Genomic DNA, 22,718 nt, shown 5'->3' on the forward strand with positions numbered 1-22,718 from the left:
TCTCAGTGAAGCACCCCGACGACGACCACGAACTCTTCAACCGGCTCGAAGCCGAGATGACCGCCGACTCCGGCGGCGAAGTGGTCGACCTGGACAAGGCCCGATCCGCCCGCACCGAGTCGACCGACCCCACCCCCCGACCGACCGCCGACCGATCGCCCGACTCCCACCCCACCGAGTCGGGGGCGGAGTCGGCCGACCCGACCACGGCCGTGTTGGTCGACTCCCCGACGCTGAAGGCGGCCGGTCCCGGCTACCTCGGTCGGCTCGCCGCCGCCCGCCGCCGCCCGGTCGTCCCGGCGTGGCTGCGCTCCCTGGCGGAACTCAAGACGGCGTCGGCGTGGGTGGCCCGCCACTACACCCACGCCGCCGGCTACCACGCCCTTCGCAGCCCGGTCTACGCCGCCCGTCTCGCCCTTCAGGCCCCGACCGGCGCCGCCCGGTTCGTCGGGGGCACGATGCGGTGGGTGGCCGACCGGGAGGGCGAACCCGTCCGCCTCGCCGCCGTCCGCCGCGAGGACGCAGCCGAGTACCTCAAGCTGTCGAGGCAGCGAGACGGCCGCGTGCGGCTGCGCACCCTGGTCACCGTGCTGGGCATGTTCCTCGGACTCGGCACGGCACTGGCCATGTACGTGCTCGCCCCCGGCTGGCTTCAGGCCGTCTCGGTGACCGCGCTGGTGATGGCGCTCGGTGCCGTCGGCCGCAAGGCGGACGCCCCGGTCGTCCACCGCGCGGTGGAACTGCCCAAGGCCACCAAGCTCACGTCCGACATCGTGCTGCGCGCCCTCGGAGCGCTCGGCATTCCGGCGATCAATCAGGCGCAGTCGAAGGGGCGGGACGGGTTCGAGTTCACCGCCCCGATCACCCGCGACGGCCCCGGCTGGCGTGCTCAGGGCAACCTCCCCTACGGCGTGACCGTGACCGACGTGATCGAGCGCCGCGACCGGCTCGCCTCCGGCCTGCGCCGCCCCCTCGGCTGCGTCTGGCCCGAAGCGGTGGCGCAGGAGCACACCGGGCACCTCGTGCTGTGGGTGGGTGACCAGGACCTGACCACGTCGAAGAAGCCGCAATGGCCGCTGGCCAAGGCGGGTGCGGTGGACCTGTTCAAGCCCGTCGCGTACGGCACCGACCAGCGCGGACGCTGGATCGACGTCACCCTCATGTACATCGCCGGGGTGATCGGCGCCATTCCGCGTATGGGCAAGACGTTCCTTCTGCGTCTGCTGCTGCTCATCGCAGCGTTGGACCCGCGGGCGGAACTGCACACCTACGACATGAAGGGGACCGGCGACCTGGACCCGGTCGGCAACGCCGTCTCCCACCGGCACGCCGCCGGCGACGACGACGAAGCCATCGGCTACGCGCTCGCCGACTGGCGGGCGCTGCGTGAGGAACTGCGCCGCCGCACCAAGGTGATCCGCTCCCTGCCCCGCGATATCTGCCCCGAGTCGAAGGTGACCAGCCAACTCGCGGACAAGCGGTCGCTCGGGCTGCACCCGATCGTGGTGGGGGTGGACGAGTGCCAGGTGCTGTTCGAGCACCCCGAGCACGGCAAGGAGTTCGAGGAGATCGCCACCGACCTGGTCAAGCGCGGCCCCGCCACCGGCATCGTGATGCTGCTGGCCACGCAGCGCCCCGACGCCAAGTCGCTGCCCACCGGCATCTCCGCGAACGCGTCCGCCCGGTGGTGCCTGAAGGTCATGGGCCAGACCGAGAACGACATGGTGCTCGGCACGTCCGCCTACAAGCGCGGCGTGCGGGCCACCATGTTCGCCTGGGGTGACAAGGGCATCCACTACTTCGTGGGTGAAGGGGCGGACGCCCGGATCGTCTCGGGTGTCTACGTCGACGCGCCCGGAGCCGAGACCATCGCGGCCCGTGCCCGCAAGGCGCGTGAGACGGCCGGACTGCTCTCCGGTCACGCGCTCGGTGAGGCGCCGGAGGCGGTGACCGGGCCGTCCTACGACCTGCTCGCCGACATCCTCGCCGTCGTCCCCGCCGCTCAGGCCAAGGAGTGGTCCGAAACGGTCGTGGCCCGGCTCGCAGAACTGCGCCCCGACGTCTACGGCGGATGGGAGCCCGACGCGCTCGCCGCCGCGCTCAAGCCGCACGGCGTCGCCACCATCCAGGTGGGCCGCCGGGTGGACGGCAAGGTCGTCAACCGCCGCGGTATCGACCGCTCCCACATCACGGCCGCGATTGCGGAGCGTGACGGAAAGCGGGACGCGGGCTGAGGCTCCGGGGCCGCTAACGATAGCGGCACGCCCCGCTAACGTTAGCGGCCCCGCTAGCGCCCCAAACCGCCGTTCATCAGGCCGCTAGCGGATAGCGACCCACCTGCGGAAACTCCCGAAAACCCGCCCGGAGGGCCCCTCATGACCCCCATCCTCCTTGCTATCGCCTGCCTGTCCACCGTCACGCTCGGTTACGGCGGGCTGTGTGCTGCCTCGCCGTTCGGCGACTGCCGCAAGTGCCGCGGCATGGGCCACGCCCTCAAGACCGACCGCAAAGGCCGGTTGAAGCGTGGCAAGGACTGCCGCCGCTGCAAGGCCACCGGCAAGCGCATACGCGTCGGCCGCTGGCTCTACAACCGCTGGGCGCGCATCTACCGCGCCGGCACCGACACCCCCCGTCCGGAAGGCATCCGAACCCGATGATCCTCAACATCTCCGCCGTCCTGCTGTTCGGCGCCGCGTCCGCGTTCGCCGTCCGGACCAAGTCCGCGGGCGGCGGCGCCGCCCTGGTCCTGTTCATGTTCGGGTTCTTCACCGCCGGGACCGGCGCCTACGAGCCCATCCACAACCTCGTGCAGGCGTCCGCCGACGCGCTCGCCGCACTCGGCAACTGAGAAGGGGACCACGACCGTGAACGAGCCCACCCGCTACGGGACTCCGGCCGAACCGACGGCCCTGGAAGTCCACCGGCCCACCCCGCTCACGCCCGCGCACCCGGCACCGGTCCTGCCCGTACAGCCCGGCAGCATCCCGGCCGTGGCGAGCATCGTCCTCCCGGACGGCCGTGTCGTCACCGGCTACGCCGTGGCCCCCGCACAGTCCGAACCCCTCACCGCCAAGCCGGCCGTCTCCCGCGCGGCAGTGAACGTCGCCCTCGGAGGCGTCGGGTTCCTCGCCGTGTGCGGCGGGCTGTTCCTGCTGACCGCGTTCATCACCGCCCTCACCGCCCTGGTCACCCAACTGGTCATCCTCGCCGCCGTCATCTTCGGCGGATGGGTCGCCATACAGGTGCTCAGCGCGAGCGGCCACAAGGGCGCGACCACGGTGAACATCCGCAAGGCCGTCATCAAGCGCAACCACTTCCACCACTGAGGGAGACCGCGTGAGGTTCTTCCTCGGCACGCATCAGCCCGGATGGCTCGCCACGGCGAACGTTCCCCTGTTCGTCTCCTACCGCCGCCTCGCCCGCCGCCGGACCCTGCCGCGCGCCGCAGCACCGTGGGCGCTGGACTCCGGCGGGTTCACCGAACTGTCCATGCACGGCACATGGCGCACCCCCGCCTGCGTCTACCTTGCGGCCGTGCGCCGCTTCCGGGACGAGATCGGCCGCATGGAATGGGCCGCGCCCATGGACTGGATGTGTGAGCCCTGGATCACCGGACTCACCGGCCTGAGCGTGGCAGAGCACCAACGGCGCACGATCGACAACTTCCTGTCCCTGCGCAGCGCGGCGCCCGACCTCCCCATCGCCCCTGTCCTTCAGGGCTGGGAACCCGACGACTACCGCCGATGCGCCGACGACTACGAGAAAGCGGGCGTCGACCTTGCGGCCGAACCCGTCGTCGGACTCGGTTCCGTCTGCCGCCGCCAGGCCACCGGCCAGGCCGCCACGATCGTCACCACGCTCGCCGAACGGGGCCTGAGCCTGCACGGCTTCGGCTTCAAGACCCTGGGACTGCGCAGCTGCGGACACGCCCTCACGTTGGCCGACTCGCTCGCATGGTCCTACGACGCCCGCCGCAAACCGCCCATGACCGGCCACACCCACAAGAACTGCGCCAACTGCCTCGACTACGCACTGAACTGGCGCCGTAGCGTCCTCAGCTCCCTGCCGTCGTGGCACCAACCGGCCCTCGGGGACACCGCCCCCGACCACGTCGCCTAGCTGCGCCAAGGGCGGCCCCCGCATCTCGCCAAAGAACCGGGGCCGCCCTTGTCCCCCAGCACCCTGCAACAGGACCGGAGACACCCAGCATGACCCAACCCACCCCCCTTCGGCGAGCCCGAATCGCCCCGCCCGAAGCCCTGCGCATCGCGCTGGAACTCGCCGCCCACGGCGTACCGACGTTCCCCCTGCGCGCGGGAAAGCGGCCGTTCGGCAACTGCCCGAACTGCAAGAACAGTGCATGCGGCGACCGGCCCCACATGAAGAACGCGGGCCCCTGCCAGTGCCCGGCACCGTGCCACGGATGGGCCGCCGCCACCACAGACCCCCACGTCCTCACCTCCCCCGCATGGGCCCACGCCTGGCAGCACGCGCACGGCGTCGGCTACCACCCCGGCGGCGCCGGCGTCACCGTCGTCGACCTGGACAACCCCGCCGCCATCGCATGGGCCCGCGCGCAGCTGCCCGCCACCCGCACCGTGCCGACCACCCGCGGCGAACACTGGATCTACCGCGGCGTGATGCGCTCCGCCAACGCCGTCCGGCCCGGCGTCGACATCAAATCGCACATGCAGTACGCCCGATGGCTCGGCACCGGCACCGGCCGCACGCTCGAACTCCCGTCGGCCGTCCGCGCCCTCACCGCGAAGGAAGACACCACCCCCGCCCGCGCAGAGGTGGTGTCTTCCCTCCCCCGCGCCACCTGGGACCGCCACGCGGCCACCGGATGCCGCCACAACGAACGCTTCGTGCGCACCGGCCTGGCACGCGGTCTGACCCTCGTACGCGCCCGCACCGAATCCGGCGCCGGATCACAAGCGTTCGGCGCCGCGCGGTTCCTCGCCGTACAGCACACCGCCTGCCCGGGACCCTGCGGACTCGCCGCGCTCGGGGAAGAGATCGTGGCCGCCGCCGTCGCCGTGGGCGTCCCGGAGGCGTACGCCCGCCGCGCGGTCACCAACGGCCTCAACACCGGCCAGGGAGCCACCGCATGACGCAAAGGCCCCACACCCCCGACAACGGCCCGAAGGACGCCGCACAGCCCGCAGCACGCACGGCCGTGGGCGAGTCGGCAGGCGCCGCCCGCAAGGGCGTCCCTTCTGCCCTTCGCTCTGAGCCGCGCGCGGAAGAGCTGCCCGCGCCCTCCAACCCGCTCGCCGTCGCCCGCCGGCTGCTGCCGGACTGGCAGACCGAGGACGGACAGCTTGTCTGCCGCCGCTGGCGCGCATCGTGGATGCGGTGGACCGGCACATCTTGGCGCGAGATGGACGAAGCGCAGATGCGCGCCCACATGTACACCCGTCTCGAACACGCCACCTACCAGGCACCGGGCAAGGACGGGCAGCCCGAGGAACGCGACTGGGCACCGACGAAGCAGAAGATCAGCAACCTTCTTGACGCGCTCGGAGCGATCACTCTGCTGCCCACCGACACCGACGCCCCCGCGTGGATCGACCGCGACGGCGAGCCGGACGGCGGCCCGATCGTGGCGTGTGAGAACGGTCTGCTGCGCATCCGTGACCGCGCACTGCTGCCGCACAGTCCCGGATTCTTCAACCTCGTGTCCGTCCCCTTCACCTACGACCCCGCCGCCACCGCACCGACGTGGGAACGCTTCCTGGCCCAGCTCTGGCCCGACGACCCCGACGCCATCCACGCCGTACAGGAATGGTTCGGCTACGTCCTGTCCGGCCGCACCGACCAACAGAAGATTCTGCTCATGGTCGGCCCGACGCGTTCCGGTAAGGGCACGATCGCCCGCGTCCTCAAAGAGTTGGTCGGCAAAGAGAACCTCGCCGGCCCCACGCTCGCCGGACTCGGCACGAACTTCGGACTGTCCACCCTGCTGGGCAAGCCGCTCGCGGTCATCTCCGACGCCCGCCTGTCCGGGAACGACAACAGTCAGGTGGTTGAGCGGCTGTTGACGATCTCTGGTGAGGACACGATCGACATCGACCGCAAGTACCGCGAGCCCTGGACCGGCAAGCTGCCTACCCGGCTGATGATCCTGTCCAACGAACTGCCGCACTTCGGCGACTCATCCGGCGTCATCGCCCGCCGGTTCGTCCTGCTCAACATGACCGTGTCGTGGCTGGGCAAGGAAGACACCACCCTCACCGACAAGCTCGCCGCAGAGATGCCCGGCATCCTCAATTGGGCCCTTGACGGACTGGCCCGGTTGGAGCGCACCGGGCGGATCACCGAGCCGAAATCCAGCCGAGAAGCGGTCATCACGATGCGCGACACCGCATCCCCCACCAGCGCGTTCATCCGCGAACGCTGCACCACCGGCCCGACGTGCACCATCCCCGTAGACACGCTGTGGAGCGTCTGGCGGGACTGGGCAGAGGACAACGGCGTCAAGCCCGGCACAAAGCAGGTGTTCGGCCGCAACCTCCTCTCCGTCGTCCCCCAGCTCAACCGCACCCGCCCCCGGGACGCCTACGGCCGACAGGTGGCCATCTACGCCGGCATCACCCTCAGGCCCTCCGAACCACATCAGCCAGAGTCGTGACTCACCGCGACTCAGACCGCCCCCGGCAGCACGCTCTGAGTCGCGGTGAGTCGCGGCTCAGAGCAATGTCACCCCAACCCTGTTCCGGCCCGGAGCCGTCCCGCCACGGAGGTACGCGCCGATGAGTACCGCCATCGAGTCGCCCACCGATCAGTTGCTCTACACCCCGGAAGAAGCCGCCAAGGTTCTCCGCTTCGGCCGCTCAACCGTCTACGAACTCATGGCTGAAGGCGCCTTGATCTACGTCAAGCGCGGTCGCTCGCGCCGCATCCGCCGCAGCGACCTGGAGGCGTACGTCAACGCCCTCGAACCGGCCGCAGCCTGATCACCTCACCCCACTCGGCTCCGGGCACCGTGCCCGGAGCCGTTCTGTTGCACAGAGGAGCACATGAGCCCCCGCCCCAAGAAGCCGAACATGGAGTCGTCCGTCTACGAGGGCAATGACGGTTGGTGGCATGGTCGCGTCACCATGGGAGTCAAGGACGACGGCAGCCCCGACCGGCGCCACCGCCGGGCCCGGACGGAAACCGAAGTGAAGCGCAAGGTCCGCGAGTTGGAGGACCTGCGGGACAAGGCACGCGCCCCCAAGGCAGGCCGGAAGCCGACCGTAGAGCAGTGGATGACCACCTACCTCACCGACATCGCATCCCTGAAGCTCAAGCCGCGCTCACTGGATGACTACTGGTCCAAGACCAGGAACGACATCGTGCCCGGCATCGGCAAACACCGTCTCGACAAGCTTGAGCCGGAGCACCTGGAACGGATGTACCGCGTCATGCTCGACGAGGGCCACGCACCCTCACACGTGCTGAAGGTGCATCGCATCCTGTCCCGTGCCCTGAAAATCGCTCACCGCCGGCGCCTCGTTGTCGAGAACGTGGCCACCCTCGTTGACCCGCCCACGGTCGACGAGACGGAGGCGAACCCGTTCACGACGGAAGAGGCAAAGGCGTTCTTGAGAGCCGCCGCGAAGCGCCCCACGTTCATGCGCTGGTGTGTCGGTGTCGGCATGGGTTTCCGGCAGGGCGAGACCCTCGGTCTGAGGTGGCCGTACGTCGACTTCGACAACGAACTCTTCCGCCCGGAGTGGCAGCTACAGCGGCTGACGTGGCGCCACGGCTGCGAGGACCCGCACGCGTGCGGCACCAAGTTCCACCGGTTCGAGCCCTGCCCGCCGGACTGCCGGACCCACAAGGGCTACAAGCGCGGTTGCCCGAAGCCGTGCCCGCAGGGCTGCACAGGCCATGCCCGCGCATGCCCCGACCGCAAGGGCGGCGGCTTGGTCTTCACACGCCCCAAGACCAAGAAGAGCCGGAACGCCGTACCCATCCCGCCGCCGTTCATCCCCTACCTGCGCGAGCACCAGGCGCAGCAGCAGAAAGCGCGCGCCGCAGCTGGCGACGCGTGGGAGGAAACCAAGCTGGTCTTTACCCGCCCGGACGGCCGTCCCCTCGACCCGCGGCAGGACTGGGAAGAGTTCAAGGAACTGTTGGCGGAAGCCGGGATCGACGACCGGCGCCTGTACGACGGGAGCCGCCACACCGCCGGGACGATCCTGAACGAACTCGGGGTGGACATGCCCACGATCATGGAGATACTCCGGCACACCCAGATCAGTCAGACCCGCCGGTACGTGAAGGGGCGCTCACACCTGTCGAAGGACGCCATGCGTCGCATGGGCAATACCTTCATGCCCAGCCCGGCACCCGCCCCGGAGCCGCAGCCGGAGCCCCGCCCCGAACCGTCCGTTGAGACCAGCATTGAGACCAGGGACAGCCGCACGGCCCGCGCACAACGCCGTCGCCGCATCCGCTGAACGAGAAAGCCCAGCTCAGACACTGTCTGGGCTGGGCTTAGAAAGAGCCGCCTTCGGGATTCGAACCCGAGACCTACGCATTACGAGACCATGAGCGTTCGTGTTGCCTGGTACCTCGTCGTGCTGCGTGGTGACGTTTTTCCTGATCAGAGCACGTGCGGCAGGTTGGCCTGTGCCGCGCTGTGTTGCACCGTCCAAAGGCGTCTGTCCACCGGCTGTCCACCGGTGGAGCTGCCAGCGGCCCACCGGCGCGACCTCAGTTGAGCTGGCTGCGCCAGGTCACCCCGTTCCAAGCGACGAGCACCGGTCGCTGTCGGACCTCTACAAGCCGTTTCACCACCATTGCTGAGCACCCTGACCACCCCGGGTTCCAACATGCACCGTGAACGGGTGATCGCAGGTTACTCCGGCCGGCGCTGCGCGGTCAGAGCATTAGTCGTGGACCGTAGCGCCGCTGAACCATTGCCGTGCCACTGCTTCGCTGGGCGGGCTGAGCGGAGTCACGAAGACGACCGCTAGGCGCCTGACGGCCCGGGAGCAGCAGACGTAGAAGAGGTTGCGGGAGCGGGAGGCTCGTTCCTTGCGGTGGTCGTCTCCGGTGAGCATGCGGTCGACGTTGAACTGGTTCCATGCGCTGTCGTCGATCATGACCACGACGTTCTCGAACTCGTCGCCCTTAACGCCGTGCTGGGTGGAGAAGGGGGTGAGCTCGTTGCGGTACTCGGTGAGACGGACAACCTCCTGGTATTTGATAGCGCGCAGGCCAGCCGCGAAGTCGGCGTCTCTTTGGGCACGTTCGTCGAGGCCCTCCGCGCCGATGGTGCGTTCAATGGATTTGACCCTGCCCGGCGGAGTGATCAGCTTGGCGCGGGTAACGGCGTCAAGGACGTCGCCAACGGTGCCCGTGGCCCGGACGGCGGTGATCTCCTGGAGTATGCCGTTGATCCTGGCTTTGTCCGAGTGCTTGCGGATGGTGAGAGGCCCTGTGCCGAGCAGGGAAGTGAGGTGGGCGTACTCCTGGGCTTCGTAGGCGGCGCACAGCTCCTCGATGCTCTTCATGAACTGGGCGTAAGGCTCGGTTCCCTCCAGAAGGTCGTCCCTCCCGTGGCTCCCTCGTTTGCTGTAAAGCTGGAGGAGGTTGGGGTAGCCATGAGCGGCTGCGATGCTGCGGTGCGTCAGGCTCAGGTACTTGACCCCCGTCGCAGGCCAGCCGCAGGTGTCGAGCACTGTCCGGGCCCGCTGGACCGGGTTCTCGTCCTCAGCGCCGGGCAGCTTGAGGATCAGGCGGACCTCGCCTGCAGTTTTGTCGGGGTCCGGTTGCTGGATCAAGTCGGGTCGGATCTTGTTCAGGACGTCGACGATCGGCTTCGCGCAGCGGTGGTTGCCATGCATGGTGAGCGTGATCAGGTCGTCCCGCTCCAGGGCGCCGACGCCGGTGTTGTAGATCTTCTGCATGGAGTCGCCGAAGAAGCCGACGGTGCAGGCGGGTCCGGTCGCCGTGGCGATGTGGTCCAAGAGGAGGGTGACGGTGGCAGAGAAGGTGTCCTGGTACTCGTCGACGAAGACCACCGGGTAGCGGTGGGCGATGATCCTCGCGAGTTTGGAGTGAGAGCCGATCAGTGCGGATGCGAGCGCGAGGACCTCGTCGTGGGAGATTTTCCCGTCGGCGAAGCGCCGGCCCCGATCTTGGTACTCGATCCGGAGGCCGGAAGCGAGTTCTGCCATGTCCTGGGGGCGCGGCAAGCCTTGGTTGTACTCGATGAGAGCGTCCAGCAGTTCGCGCTGATGATCTTGGATCAGACTCCACAGGAACTCGTGGATCGTGCCGACGTACACCAGGGGGTCGTCAGCGATGCGCTGCTTGATCTGGTGCTTGGCCACGTTGGTGTAGGTGATGCAGGCGATCTGCTTACCGGCCTGTTCCAGGGCGGACCGCCGGGTGTTGAGCAGGTAGAGAAGGGCTTCCACCAGGGCCGTGGTCTTGCCGGCGCCGGCCCCGGCTTCCACGAGGAAGTTGCTCCGGGCGTCGAGGGCGGCGCGGATACCTTCGCGGACTTCTACCTCATCAGCCACTGCAGGCCTTCCCGGATATAGCGGGGGACCGTCCAGCCCTCCGTGAGGACCATGTCGAACGCGAAGTCGGTTTTCTTGCGGCTCAGTCGCTCGGCGATGGGGAAGGCGGCGGCAGCGATGGCCTCGGGGCTCGGCATGATGCCGACCTCGCTGGTGAAGGCGTTCTTGAGGGCCAGGGTGCCCAGGTTGCGGGCGAACATGTCAGCGTTGGCAATGATCATGGCGTCCTCGAAGCTGCGCCCGCACGGCCCCCCGTCCGCTTCCGGCATCTCGTAGGCGACGCGTACGTTCCCGCAGACTTTCGCCTCTGCCGGGGCCTGCAGGAGCGCCTTGACCTCACTGAGCTTCGGCACCCAATCCTTGAGGGTGGCATTGGAGGTGAGAGCACCGCCGGTGTCGGGCGCGCAGCGTTTTTTGGTGGCGGGGTCTACCGAGTCGAGGTCGGTGATTACCAGCGCCGGGACGCCGAGGAACTCCAGGAGAGTCTTGAACCGGGCGGCGTATGCATCGCCGACCTCAATGATCGAGATGTACTGGTTTGCCAGTTCAGGCGCACACTTGCTGATCATGGCGCGGAGGAGGAGCCGTTCAGCGGTTCCCTCGATCAAGATGATGCGGTCGGCGAAGAACATGTCGCAGCGGTGCGTGTGCATGTACTGGGCGAGGAACTGAAGGGTCGTCTTCCCGTTGGTCTGCTGCTTGGTGGTGTGCTCGAAGTCGGAGAGGTCCTTGACCTTGAGGGCGGGACCGTTGCAGTCGAAGTAGCGCACGGCACCAAAACCGCTACTCGCGACAATGTGCGAGGAATGGGTGGTCAGGACCGCCTGGACGGCCCACTCTTCCCTCTCCAAGAGGCGGTTGATGTTGCTGATGAAGACTTCCTGCATCTGGGGGTGCAGGTGGGCTTCGGGTTCCTCGATGAAGAGCAGTTGTAGGGCCGGTCGGGGCTTCAAGCGCAGGTAGGCGTGGTAAAAGCCGATGACCTGGACCACAGTGCTGATGAGCTTGCTGTAGCCGAGGCCGTTGTGCCCCTCAGGCAGCGGATGGTCGCTCCCAGGTGAGGCGTACTGGATGCGGGTGCTGCCGCGGAGAATATCCCCGGACTCGATCAGCGAGATGATCTCCGGCGTTTGCAGCGGAGCGATAGTGCCCACACCGAAGGTCCGCAGTTCGTCGAGGATGGGTCGGAACAACAGGCCGTAGCTGACGTCGATGTCCTTTGAAGCGACGGCCAGCGCCTGCTCGATGCCCTCAATGTTCTGATTGCGTTCCTCGTCGGCGCTGTTCGCCTTGTAGAAGCTCTCGAAGGTCTTGGACAACGTGCGGGCCCGGTCTGCGGGGACGTCGTCGATACGGGGCTGGGCGTGGATGGACTTTACCGACAGCACCCTGCGCGCCGCAGCCGGCGTGATCTCCCGGCGGACGTTCGGGTCCAGGGCAGAGACCGCCCAGTAGGAAGGGGCGTAGAAGGTGGAAAAGTTCTTGCGGAGGAACTTGCCCCAGTCAAAGGCCGGGCCTTGCCGGGTCAGGGCAGCGTCCACTTGCTCGAGAAGGTCGCGCGGCCGCTTCACACTCAGGACCGCTTCGAGCCGGGCCTCCAGGCAATCCTCGTCCAGGTCCAGGATGATCCCGGACAACAAGGCGAGGTCGTCCTCCACGGTGTAGGCGATGACGACCTGCAGACTGATGGCAGGGATGAGCTCTTCCGCTGCCTTCAACTGCTCTTCGCGGGTCTCGCTGCTGTCCTCCGGAACGGCCCGGGCGGTGCGGTAGGCCTCCACGGCCGACTTGATCCCCTTGATCTTGCTGACGGACAGGTCCTCCAGTACAAACTTGCTGTCGTCGCTGCCGAAGAACTTGTCGAAGAGGTTGGCAAAGGACGTCTTGCCGCTGTTGTTCCGGCCCACTACGAGCGTGGCCTTCTTGTCGATCTTCACCTCTACGTCCTGCAGCGCGCGGAAGTTCGTCACTTTGGCACAGGTCAGCTGCACTGGCTCTCCCGAGCTGTTCCACCCCTAGCCTGCCGCACCGACCCAGCAGGCGCACCGATTTGATGCAGTATCAGGCACACCATGAGCCCAGATCCGCGCTTCCCCAAAAGTGGATCATATGTTCGACGGCTAGGGTGACTGGCCCCGCCCGAAAATCGCCGGGCGCGGGTTTCCCAGGCACTGCGGACGGCTCGCCGTGACAGAAGAGGGAAGTCCAGGACACCGAGAGTGGCCGGGGCGCAGTACGGCGCGGCTCCCCCGGCTGTGGATTTGGCTGGGCGAAGGTCGAGAGGGCCCGGAGGCAGCTGAAACAGCGGCGGCCGAGATCCCCGACAGTCCTTGCTCCAATCAGCACGACCGCCCGGCACCACAGGGAACGCGGGAGTCGAGATCGTCCCCGACAAGATCACTTGGCAGGCGTTCCATGCCTCATAAAATTGCCAGCCACACCCGGCCTCTCGGCCTCCCGAGCCTACGAATGACCGGGACCGATCCCACCAACCAGCTAGAGATTCAGTAGCGCCCCCGGATGAAGGACTCCTCCAATGATCCGCTCCCCGTCCGAAGTCGTCGTCGACGAGCACGGTACCGTCGCCCTGCCCATGAGCATCCTCGCCGAGGCCGGAATCAATCCTGGTGAGACCCTGCTGGCGTTCAGCGAGGGTGACGGCAGGATCGTCCTTCGACGTCTGGAGGACAGCATCACGGACCTACTCAGCGGCCGGCCGCTGTAGCACCCCGCCGGACTCCGGCGGCTCGCCACCGCCGGAGCTGTTGCTCGATCTCGTCTGCGGCCCGGGTCGGATCTTCGTGCTCCCAGACTCGGATCACTCTCCACCCAGCTGCGAGCAACTTCTCGTTGGTCTCGGCGTCTCTGGCCCGGTTGCCGTCGATCTTCTCTCGCCAGAAGTCCGCGTTCTTGACCGCCGGGCGGTAGTGGTCGGGGCAGCCATGCCAGAAACAGCCGTCGACGAAGACCGCGACGCGGTCACCGGGAAAGACCAAGTCCGCCTTGCGGCGGATCTCGACGAGCGGCCTGGCGTTGACTCGATAGCGCAGTCCGCGCTGATAGAGCAGCTTCCGCAACGCCAGCTCGGGGCCAGTGTCCTTGCCGCGGTTAGCACGCATGGCAGCCCGGACCTCAGGCGAGGAGGCGGTTGACTCGGGCGGGAGTGTCTCCACCGCCAACAGTCCTCTGTCCTTCGCGCGTTGCCACGCCTCCGCCAGATTCTCGCCTCTGGACGCGTGCTCAACCTCGCAGACGTACCTCTCTTGAGTCTTGCCATCCTTCGACCAGCGCAGATACGCCCGGATGCGCCGCGTCCGCCGGTACAACCGCAAGCTGATCGAAGCCCGCGCGAGGCGGCCGTCCCCTAGCGCGACATTGCGTCGGGCGCGACCTCCGGCCGCGCGGTCCTGCTCCACCGCTGGTGCCACGGCACCAGCGCGCCGCTTGTACGCCCGCTCCGGGGGAAGTTGTTCCTTCCAGTGCCCCCCGGCCCGTTGTTCCTGCATGACCTCAGTGTCCAGCCGCTGAAAGGGCGTCGGCGACGGCGTTGGCGAAGAACTCACCGAGAACGACCGGGACGGCGTTGCCGAGCTGGCGCATCTGCTCCCCGCGGGGGCCGGAGCCCAGCCATTCATCGGGGAATGTCATCGCCCGAGCCGTCTCCCGAACCGTCATGTAGCGGTGATGATGGGTCCACCCGTCCGGTGATGTGCGGTCCGCATAACCAGTGTCGAGCAGCACGACGGACTCTCCACCGGGCACACCGTGCACGCCGGCCTTGACCGTCTTGGCGGGCCTGTCGAGCTCGTTCGGTGTGTGCCCCTGGTAGATACGCGCGCCCGGCCAGCCGATGTGGTCGACGACGCCGATCTCCTTGCCGAAGTCGAACTTCTCGTCGAGACGGGTGAGGTCCACTGGCGGAAGCGCCGGGAGTTTGACATCGGTGCCGTAGCCCTGGATGGCGTCACGCAGCGTGCGCCATGGCCTGATCTTGGGGTCTTCTTCCTTGGTCGGCTTCGGCAGCTTGGCCCGAGCCCACGCACGCGCCCGTTCTTTCGCTCGCGGAGTCACGTCCGAGTGGCGCCGCCAGTACGGTCCGTCCTCATCGAGCATCGAGCGCCACAGGGCGGTGTCCGAGAACTGAGGCGTGTTGACGTACTTCTCGAATGCCTCGATATCAACCGGAATGTCGGCACGGAAGGCCACGAGCACGATGCGGTTACGGATCTGGGGCACCCCGTAGTCCGCCGCGTTCACAGGCACCATCACGACCTTGTAATGGTCGGGATCGGTGTCGTTCTCGGGGAGCCCGCCGATGATGCCCTGCAGGTGCTCATTGTGCGATTCCCAGCTGACCTCGTCGTCCCGCTTCTCGAAGGGGAGCGTCAGTTCGTTCTGGATGTACTGGAAGTAGTCCGCGAAGGATGGCCGCCGCAGACCGCGGACGTTCTCGCAGATGACTGCCTTGGGCCGGATCTCACGGACGGCCTTGAACATGGCCGGGAACATGTTGCGCTTGTCCTCGTCGCCCTTGGCGACGCCGCCGGCGCTGAACGGCTGGCACGGCGGGCCGCCGGCCAGGACATCCACCTTCCCCTGGAATGCCGTCATGTCAAGGTCCCGGACGTCCCCGGGGTAAAGCGGCGCGGGCCGCCCGGGCCTGGGAGGCTCGGGCTTCGTATCCTCGACGCGTTCGACCCCGTCCGCGCCCAGCGTCTTCCGGGCGCTCGCCACGAGCGTCTCGCACGCGCGCTTGTTGAACTCGTTGAACAGGAGCGGGCGGAAGCCCGCCTGGTGGACCGCCATGGCAAGGCCACCCCCGCCCGCGAACAGCTCAACACTCGTCCGCGGCTTCTTCGTCTTTTTGGGCTGGTCAACCATGCGAGAACCATACCGCGGAGTTGGTGATCATGGGACTGTTTCACTCGAATGAGTCGCCAGAGAGTGAGCAAGACCATAGGGTTCGTGGTGATCCATCACCCCGAAGGAGCAGGGCGAATGTCTTTCGGCGTTGAAGGCTGCCAGCCCGATTCGCAGCCGCGCCAGAGCAGCGACGGCCCCTCCGGCACAAACACGCCCTTGTAGATCAGGAAGCCATGTCCTCCGAGTACACGCCCGCTTCGTTCGACCCGCTGTCGACCGAACAAATCGCGAACACCGTCTGCGAGACCTTCGAGCGCCAGCCCCTGGTTTCCATGACTACGGAGATCCCGAGGTTCGAGGGATCCGGGCTGTACGCGCTCTACTACCGTGGGGTCGACGTAGCCCTGTACCTGCCCCTAGCGGGCCTTCAGATCCCCGTGTACGTAGGGCAAGCCACTAGCAACAGCGCCACCGGGGCAAGGGTCCGGGAGCGGTTTCCTCTCCATAGCCGCCTCAAGCAGCACCGGATCTCGATCATCGAAGGCGGCCTCCCCATCGATGAGTTCCGGTTCCGGGCGCTGCTGCTGCCGGACGTGCACGCGAATCTGGGTGAGAACGGCCTGCGCGTCGGCTACCAGCCGGTGTGGAACAGCATCCTCACCGGGTTCGGCAGCAAGGAGCAGGGGGCGACGACCCGGCAGAGCCGGAAGAGCAAGTGGGACACAGTGCATGATGGGCGCCGGCGCACCCACGGGGGCGTCGTCCATGACGTCGAAGCCCTCGTCTTGACGGTCAAGGCACACATCGAGCGGCGGGTCGACGGATATGACGCTCTTCCGTGGTTGCACCCGAGCACCGAGACGTTCCTGGACCTCGACGCCCCCTGAGAGCGGCGTTCTTCGGCGGTGATCAACGGCTGAGTTGGCTCCGAGCCACGAGGCCGCCCTGGATGACCTCGTCCACGATGCCTCAGAGAAGGTCGCCCAGCCTCGTGCCGCCATCGCGGCTGTATCTGGCTGCTGTCCCCAGACTGCCCCCGCACATCTGCGGGGTGCGCCAGCCGCGGCGTCGGGCTGACGCGGCCCGCAACAGGGCACACCCGACGCCCCTCAGGCGTGGCGGCAAGAGGCCCCGGGTCGAGCGACGCGTCGCCCCTGGTTCCTCCCCCTGTCGAGGGGCCCTACTAGTGCCGCGAATTCGAGGCTCGACAACGCCGTTCGCTGTGATCACCGGGCCGCTGACCAGGCGCTTGGTGCTGGACGCGCGCTCACGAGGTGGGGCGGACAATCGAACCCGGCTCTCTAGGCGCGATGCGTGGCACATCGGTCGCCATGGCGTGAGGGCTCTCGGCCCCCGGGTGGCGAGGAGCCTCATCGCCACCGCGCTCCCCCCTGACTGTCCGGATCAGGAGGGGAACCGCCCTCGATTGTCAGTGCCGTGGTGTAAGCCTTGGTTGAGCTGACAGATACCCGCTGGATCATGCTGGCGAATTTATCGAGGAGGAACACTTTGTCGACCGACGCCGAGCGGGCGCCCCTTGAGGAGATCGACCTCACGCCCTCGCCGCAGTTGCTGGAGGCGTTGGGGGACATCCCCTACAAGCCCTGGCAGTGCATGGCTGAGCTGATCGACAACTCTTTCGATGACTTCCTGACCGACCCGGACCTCACACGCGGAGAGCCCCGGGAGGTCTGGATCACTCTTCCGAAGCCGACCGACGAAGACCTCTTCGTTAGCGTGATCGACAACGGTCGCGGTATGAGCCGCGAGATGCTCCAGAACGCGCTCCGAGCCGGCTACAGCGGCAAGCGCCGCTACGGCAGCCTGGGGCTGTTCGGCATGGGCTTCAACATCGCCACCGCGCGGCTTGGGAATCTGACCGAGGTACGGACGACCCGCGCGGGAGACCCCGACTGGCTGGTTGTGGAGATCGACCTGCGGCGGCTCGCCCGCAACGACAGCTACAAGTCGCCTCTTCGCCGTGAGCCGAAGGACGATCCCGCGCTGCACGGCACGGAGGTCGTCGTCCGCCGCCTCCGGGACGAGATCGCCGAAGACCTCAAGCGCCCCCGCCGGCACGCGGCGATCCGCGCCGACCTCGGACGCGTGTACTCCTACCTGCTCCGTAGTGAGAACCCCGTGCCCGGAGTCCCCGACGGCCCCATGGCTGGGCGCGGCTTCAAGCTCAAGGTCAACGGCAAGAACGTGTCGCCCCGGCTCCCCTGCGTATGGTCGGCATCACGAACAGTCACCAGGCAGGGCCGCGAGATCCCGGCGATCAAACCCGTCGACGTCCGTCTGGCGCCCGCCCTCGCCTGCATGGACTGTGGTCACTGGCAGAACCCGGACCTCGAGTTCGACCGTTGCGTTCAGTGCGAGAGCGAAGACCTGCAGCTGCGCGAGCGACGTATCCACGGCTGGATCGGCGTCCAGCGGTACCTTCACGAGAGCGACTTCGGCATCGACTTCCTTCGCAACGGCAGGAAGATCCGGGTCGGGGACCGCTCTTTGTTCTCGTGGGAGAACCCGGACGACGGCACCCTCGTCCCGGAGTACCCGGTGGAGGTTCCGGCCAACCAGGGACGCATCGTAGGCGAGATCCACCTCGACCATGTTCCGGTGGGCTATCAGAAGCTGGACTTCAACCGTGAGAGCCGCGAGTGGCGGTACGCGGTGACAGCCCTGCGAGGTGAGGGCCCGATGCGCCCGAAGAAGGCCGCCGCGCTTGGCTACCCGCCAAACACCTCCCACCTCGGCGAGATCTTCAAGGGGTATCAGGAGAACCGCCCCGGCACGGATTGCCTCATCCCTGGCGACGGAAGCAAGGCGACGCACGAGGCGGCCCGCGACTGGGGCGCGAAGTTCCACGCTGGCCAGGCCGAGTACCTCTCGGACGAGATCTGGTTCACGGCCGTACTCGCCCACGACGAGGCTCGCGATAACGGTGGCCGAGCCCCGAGCCCGACCCCCGGCGCCACCGGGCCTCGCGGCTCGTTGTCCGGGCGCACGGGCTTGACTCCTCTGGGCGCTGGGGGCCAGACGGATGCCGACAGTGAGGTGCAGCCCGTCCCTCCCGTGGCTGAGCCCGAGCCACAGCCGGTGGAGACGGAGGAGCAGCGGTTCGCCCGGTACCGTGCTGACTCGACCCGGCTGTTCGACCTCGCGGGCGAGGTGAGCCTTCCTCGCTTGGGGCGGCGGATCGTGACGGTCTTTGATACCCACGTGCCCCTCCTTGATGATCAGGAACGTCAGGTTCCTTCCCTGGCCCGGATGGGGCGCGGAACCAGCCTGGAGGTCTACGTCTACAGCGAGCACCCGGTGTTCCGGGAGTACGGGCGCGACCCGCGTGACTACGCGCTGGTGGAGATCGCGCAGACACTACACGCCTTCGAACCCGATGGGCAGAAGGTGACGGCGGTCCTCGCTGACGTCACCCGGCAGTTTCCGGACCAGCGGGTCACCGAGTCCGCGCTGCGTGAGAGGGCCGAGGCCATGACCGGCCGAGTCCGGGGCCTGATGGAGCCGATCGTCCCGCTGAAGGCAGCCGAGTTGTGGGCTGCCCTCCCTGAGGACGCTCGCCTCCGCGCCGAGCGTGAAGCGGGTCGGGCCGACGCCTCCCTCGACTGGCCGACGGTGGTCAAGGAGGGCGCGTTCGTGGCGTACCTCGACACGGCCGGCATCGCGGCGCTCGTACGAGTTTTCCCGGGCGATTTCCTCGACGGCGCGGTGTTCAAGACCTCCTGGGCCGGCTGGTCAGACAACGAGATCAAGGACCGCCAGGTGGCGCAGGCTGTGCGACCGCTTGAGGTCGTGAGTGAGTTCCTGGCCGAACCGGGGACGAAGACCCGGCTGGAGCTGGCGCTGGCCAGGATCACCTTCGACATGCTCGACCACAACATCGTCCGCTCGGAGTGAATCTGTGACGACCTCCTTCATGGCCCCGGATTTCCTGCGCGCCCTTGGGCCGTCGGGATTCACTCGCCAGGTGGAGCGCCTCGCGCTCCACCTGGGTTTCACCGACGTGGTCAACATCGACGGGTCCTACGACCAAGGAGGGGACGTCCTCGCGCTCCGGGAGGGAAAGCGCTGGGTCTTCCAGGCGAAGTGGAAGGCGGGGGCGGCCGTGCCGCCCGGCGCGATCGACGAGGTGCTCCACGCCAAGGCTTACTACGGCGCGGACCACGCCGTAGTCGTGACGAACAGCCGCTTCGGACCTACCACCCGCAAGCGCCGCGAGAGTCTCGCGGCAGCCGGGATGCGCGTGGAGCTGTGGTCTGGTCACGAACTCATGGACTTGTACGCGGACGACGGGTTCGCCGCCCGGCGCCTTCCGCCCCATACCCTGCGGGCTTACCAGGAGCAGGCGCTCCAGGCCGTCCTCGACGACCTCGACAGCTCGGACCGCGCACTGCTCGTGTTGGCCACCGGCCTGGGGAAGACGGTGGTCGGCGGCGAGGTGATCGCTCACCATCTCAGTCAGAATCCCCGCGACAAGGTCCTGGTCGTCGCCCCGGCCAAGGACCTGGTGGACCAGCTGGAACGCGCGCTCTGGCAGCACCTGCCCAAGGAAGTCCGCACGCAACTCCTGACCGGAGATCACCGCCCCGACGACCTGCGAGGGGTGACGTGCGCCACTGTGGCGAGCGCCCTCGGTTACGCGCGGGCCGGCTACAGGCCCGCTCTGGTGATGGTCGATGAGGCCCACCACGTGGCCGAGGACGGGCAGCTCGCCGAGCTGCTCGACGTCCTCTCTGCCAGCCGCCAATTCGGAGTGACGGCGACGCCGTGGCGGGGCGACCGCTTCGACATTCGCCATCGGTTCGGCGAGCCGAGCTTCACTCTCGGCATCGAGGACGGCATGCGACTCGGCTACCTGTCCGAAGTGCGGTACAGGCTCTACGCCGACAGCATCGACTGGGAGTTCGTCCGCTCGGCCAGCGAGCACAGCTACTCGATCAAGGACCTGAACGCTCGCCTCTTCCTGCCCGAACGGGACGAAGCCGTCCGCGAACAACTCATGACCGTCTGGGAGCGAACACCCCAGCCGCGTGCGATCGTGTTCTGCCGCACCGTCGAGCACGCCGAGCAGATGGCCGCCCTGCTCGGAGAAGTCCCCCAGTGGCGCGGAGCGCTCGCGGTCCACGCCCGACTGGACCGGCGCGAGCGGCAGGCGCGGCTGATGCGCTTCCGCAGCGGGCAGACGCCGATCCTCACGGCGGTCGACATCCTTAACGAGGGAGTCGACGTTCCGGACGTCAACATCCTCTGCTTCGCGCGAGTCACGCACAGCCGTAGGATCTTCGTGCAACAGCTCGGGAGAGGCTTGAGGTTGCGCACCGGGAAGACGCACGTGGAGGTTCTGGACTTCGTCAGCGACATCCGTCGCGTCGCGGCCATCATGAACATTCGCCAACAGGTCGCGGAGGACGAGCTGGAAATCCTGCGGCTGACGCAGCGCGGCACCAGCTTCGAGTTCGCGGACCAGCGCGCCGAAAGCCTGATGCGTGAATGGATCAAGGACGCGGCCAGCCTGGAGACCGCGCTCGACGAGAGTCGTTTGCAGTTCCCCAACCCCGCCGTTTTTGGAGGTTAAACCCGGATGAGCGAGATCGACGAGGAGATCCGGGGGGAGGTCCTCTCCGAGGTCTACCGCCAGATCGAGGAACTCGACTGGGACGGGCTGTCCTCGCGTGAGCGCTCACGCTGTTACGAGCGGTGGGTCAACGACCCGTTGATCGGCGACAAGCTAGCCCGGTTCATTCCCCGGGAGAAGGTCCGGGTGTGGATAAAGGACGGGCCAGTCAAGGAACTACCGCGAGTGCGCAACGGCATCGGCCCTAACGCGAAGTACGCCTTCAGCCGTTACCCGACGGCCGATCAGATCGCCCGGCAAGTCCTGGGCCCGGACTGGCGAGCCGACCTCGACACGCTCGATATCAAGCCCACCCAGTGCGTCATCAAGGGGCCCGGCTCCGAGCGGCTCATGATGTGGGCACCGCCTCAGAACCTCCAGGACCTCGTCTGGGCCGGCATCAACGCCAAGGTGGACAATCGACCCGAGCCTCTCCTCATCATCGGGCTGACGCAGGGGCAGCGGCTCGGCGAAGGCGAGCAGGCGAGGCAACGCCATGTCGCAGGGGTCGCCGGGCTTGAGCTGAGACACACCACACTGAGACTGATGCGCGTCTCTCCCCACTGACCTTTCAGCAGTGGCTCACCGCGCCAGCGAGCAGGCACCGCGATGGCGGCCCCCAGCCTGGAATACCTCTGTGACGGTTTCGATTGGTCCCCTTGTACAGATCACACGAGGGGGACGTTGGTGACCGACCTGAAGCTGTTCCGGCTCGATGCCGACGGCCGGGACGTCGAGCTGCGCGGCTCCACCGTGACGCTGGAGGTGGAGCTGCAACGGCGGATGGAGGCAGGCATGGAGGCCATGCTCGGCATCCGCTTCCTGGCGTCGGAGTACCCGACGGGGCCTTGGCACCGGGGCCGGATCGACTCGCTCGGTCTGGACGAGAACGGCACACCTGCGCTGATCGAGTACAAGAAGGGCGCCGACAGCGGTGTCCTGTCGCAGGCTGTCTCCTACCTGTCGTGGTTGGACTCCGCACGCCATGAGTTCGAGGCACTGGTCAAGGAGAAGCTGGGCTCCGAGGCCGCCGAGTCGATCGACTGGCGGAACCCTCGGATGGTCTGCATCGCCGCCGGCTTCTCGCACCACGACCGAGTCGCGGTGCACCGTCTGCGCGAGCGGATCGACCTGGTGCGCTACCGCGTCTTCGAGGGTGGGCTGCTGAGCCTGCTGCTGATCGAGTCCACGCCCGGATCTGCGAGACCGATCTCGAATCGGCGCCAGAGCCGCGAGCGGGAGGTCACGGCTGGTGCCGCCAGCAAAGACGGGAAGACGTCCGCTCAGGCGACCGCTACCGCGGGTGCGATTCCTGGCTGCCTGCAGGACCTGTACGCCGAGCTGGACGAGGCCCTCACCGCATGGGGCGAGGTCGAGGTGGCTCAACTTCGGCATTACATCGCGTACCGCCGGATGGTGAACGTCGCCTCCGTCATCTTCCGTCCGAAGCACGAGGCGATCCTGGTCTACCTCAAGGTCGACCCGGACACGGTCGAGCTGGAGGAGGGCTTCTCGCGCGACATGCGCGGTATCGGCCACCTCGGGACCGGCGACCTAGAGGTGCGTATCGCCTCGGCAGCCGACCTGGAGAAGGCTGGACCGCTGATCCGGCGGGCGTTCGAGGCGGCCTGACGCAAGAGGAAGGGCGGCTGGTGCGTCGGATTCTCGATGCACCAGCCGCCCTCATCCGTCTGCGGTCC

Annotated in this window: 19 protein-coding genes; 15 read left to right on the top strand and 4 right to left on the bottom strand. The window is 67.5% G+C overall.

Annotation, left to right across the window (positions count from 1 at the left end):
• The first annotated feature begins 5 nt into the window (after positions 1-5).
• The 9 genes from OG852_RS21715 to OG852_RS21755 all read left to right on the top strand — a co-directional run bounded on the left by OG852_RS21715 (position 6) and on the right by OG852_RS21755 (position 8,450).
• Positions 6-2,234, top strand: a complete 2,229-nt coding sequence (locus OG852_RS21715) for a cell division protein FtsK (RefSeq protein WP_330348739.1) — start codon at positions 6-8, stop codon at positions 2,232-2,234.
• A gap of 141 nt (positions 2,235-2,375) precedes the next feature.
• Positions 2,376-2,657 carry a hypothetical protein gene (locus tag OG852_RS21720; protein ID WP_330348740.1) on the top strand — a complete coding sequence of 94 codons (282 nt, stop codon included), beginning with the start codon at positions 2,376-2,378 and terminating at the stop codon, positions 2,655-2,657.
• Positions 2,654-2,848, top strand: coding sequence for a hypothetical protein (locus OG852_RS21725; RefSeq protein ID WP_330348741.1), 195 nt, complete (start codon positions 2,654-2,656; stop codon positions 2,846-2,848). Before OG852_RS21720 ends, OG852_RS21725 begins: the two co-directional genes overlap by 4 nt.
• 16 nt (positions 2,849-2,864) lie before the next feature.
• Complete coding sequence (locus tag OG852_RS21730; protein WP_330348742.1) at positions 2,865-3,326, top strand: hypothetical protein; 462 nt, start codon at positions 2,865-2,867, stop codon at positions 3,324-3,326.
• A gap of 10 nt (positions 3,327-3,336) precedes the next feature.
• Positions 3,337-4,119 (top strand): deazapurine DNA modification protein DpdA family protein, encoded by a 783-nt coding sequence (locus tag OG852_RS21735; RefSeq protein WP_330348743.1) that lies wholly within the window; start codon positions 3,337-3,339, stop codon positions 4,117-4,119.
• 89 nt (positions 4,120-4,208) lie between these two features.
• Positions 4,209-5,114: a bifunctional DNA primase/polymerase gene (locus OG852_RS21740; RefSeq protein WP_330348744.1), complete on the top strand. Its 906-nt coding sequence runs from the start codon at positions 4,209-4,211 to the stop codon at positions 5,112-5,114.
• A complete protein-coding gene (locus tag OG852_RS21745; RefSeq protein WP_330348745.1) occupies positions 5,111-6,634 on the top strand; it encodes a DNA primase family protein in 1,524 nt (507 codons plus the stop codon). The genes OG852_RS21740 and OG852_RS21745 overlap by 4 nt, the downstream gene beginning before the upstream one ends.
• 121 nt (positions 6,635-6,755) lie before the next feature.
• Positions 6,756-6,959 carry a helix-turn-helix domain-containing protein gene (locus OG852_RS21750; RefSeq protein ID WP_330348746.1) on the top strand — a complete coding sequence of 68 codons (204 nt, stop codon included), beginning with the start codon at positions 6,756-6,758 and terminating at the stop codon, positions 6,957-6,959.
• Between the two features lie 90 nt (positions 6,960-7,049).
• Positions 7,050-8,450, top strand: a complete 1,401-nt coding sequence (locus OG852_RS21755) for a tyrosine-type recombinase/integrase (RefSeq protein ID WP_443064549.1) — start codon at positions 7,050-7,052, stop codon at positions 8,448-8,450.
• Between the two features lie 432 nt (positions 8,451-8,882).
• Here the strand turns inward: OG852_RS21755 and OG852_RS21760 are convergent, their stop codons facing one another.
• Positions 8,883-10,523, bottom strand: a complete 1,641-nt coding sequence (locus OG852_RS21760) for a UvrD-helicase domain-containing protein (RefSeq protein WP_330348748.1) — start codon at positions 10,521-10,523, stop codon at positions 8,883-8,885.
• Complete coding sequence (locus tag OG852_RS21765; RefSeq protein ID WP_133910614.1) at positions 10,508-12,514, bottom strand: ATP-dependent nuclease; 2,007 nt, start codon at positions 12,512-12,514, stop codon at positions 10,508-10,510. The genes OG852_RS21760 and OG852_RS21765 overlap by 16 nt, the downstream gene beginning before the upstream one ends.
• 545 nt (positions 12,515-13,059) lie before the next feature.
• Here OG852_RS21765 and OG852_RS21770 point away from each other — a divergent pair.
• Positions 13,060-13,248 carry an AbrB/MazE/SpoVT family DNA-binding domain-containing protein gene (locus tag OG852_RS21770; RefSeq protein WP_133910615.1) on the top strand — a complete coding sequence of 63 codons (189 nt, stop codon included), beginning with the start codon at positions 13,060-13,062 and terminating at the stop codon, positions 13,246-13,248.
• Here the strand turns inward: OG852_RS21770 and OG852_RS21775 are convergent.
• Together OG852_RS21775 and OG852_RS21780 are read right to left on the bottom strand one after the other, a co-directional pair.
• Positions 13,229-13,849 (bottom strand): very short patch repair endonuclease, encoded by a 621-nt coding sequence (locus OG852_RS21775; protein WP_330348749.1) that lies wholly within the window; start codon positions 13,847-13,849, stop codon positions 13,229-13,231. The two genes, OG852_RS21770 and OG852_RS21775, sit on opposite strands and share 20 nt — an antisense overlap.
• A 184-nt stretch (positions 13,850-14,033) precedes the next feature.
• A complete protein-coding gene (locus OG852_RS21780) occupies positions 14,034-15,404 on the bottom strand; it encodes a DNA cytosine methyltransferase (protein WP_133910617.1) in 1,371 nt (456 codons plus the stop codon).
• Between the two features lie 215 nt (positions 15,405-15,619).
• On the opposite strand from OG852_RS21780, the gene OG852_RS21785 reads away from it, so the two are divergent.
• The 5 genes from OG852_RS21785 (at position 15,620) to OG852_RS21805 (ending at position 22,650) form a co-directional block, all read left to right on the top strand.
• Positions 15,620-16,273, top strand: coding sequence for an Eco29kI family restriction endonuclease (locus OG852_RS21785; protein ID WP_133910618.1), 654 nt, complete (start codon positions 15,620-15,622; stop codon positions 16,271-16,273).
• Positions 16,274-16,895: 622 nt separating this feature from the next.
• Complete coding sequence (locus tag OG852_RS21790; protein WP_166663424.1) at positions 16,896-19,301, top strand: ATP-binding protein; 2,406 nt, start codon at positions 16,896-16,898, stop codon at positions 19,299-19,301.
• 4 nt (positions 19,302-19,305) lie between these two features.
• Positions 19,306-20,979 (top strand): DEAD/DEAH box helicase family protein, encoded by a 1,674-nt coding sequence (locus OG852_RS21795; RefSeq protein ID WP_330348750.1) that lies wholly within the window; start codon positions 19,306-19,308, stop codon positions 20,977-20,979.
• A gap of 6 nt (positions 20,980-20,985) precedes the next feature.
• The gene (locus OG852_RS21800; RefSeq protein ID WP_133910620.1) at positions 20,986-21,585 is read left to right on the top strand and encodes a hypothetical protein; all 600 of its coding nucleotides are present in this window, start codon (positions 20,986-20,988) and stop codon (positions 21,583-21,585) included.
• Between the two features lie 120 nt (positions 21,586-21,705).
• Entirely contained in the window at positions 21,706-22,650 is a 945-nt protein-coding gene (locus tag OG852_RS21805; RefSeq protein ID WP_133910621.1) for a DUF5655 domain-containing protein, read from the top strand.
• Positions 22,651-22,718 lie beyond the last annotated feature (68 nt).

This window comes from Streptomyces sp. NBC_00582, assembly GCF_036345155.1.
In the GTDB taxonomy this organism is placed as follows: Bacteria; Actinomycetota; Actinomycetes; order Streptomycetales; family Streptomycetaceae; genus Streptomyces.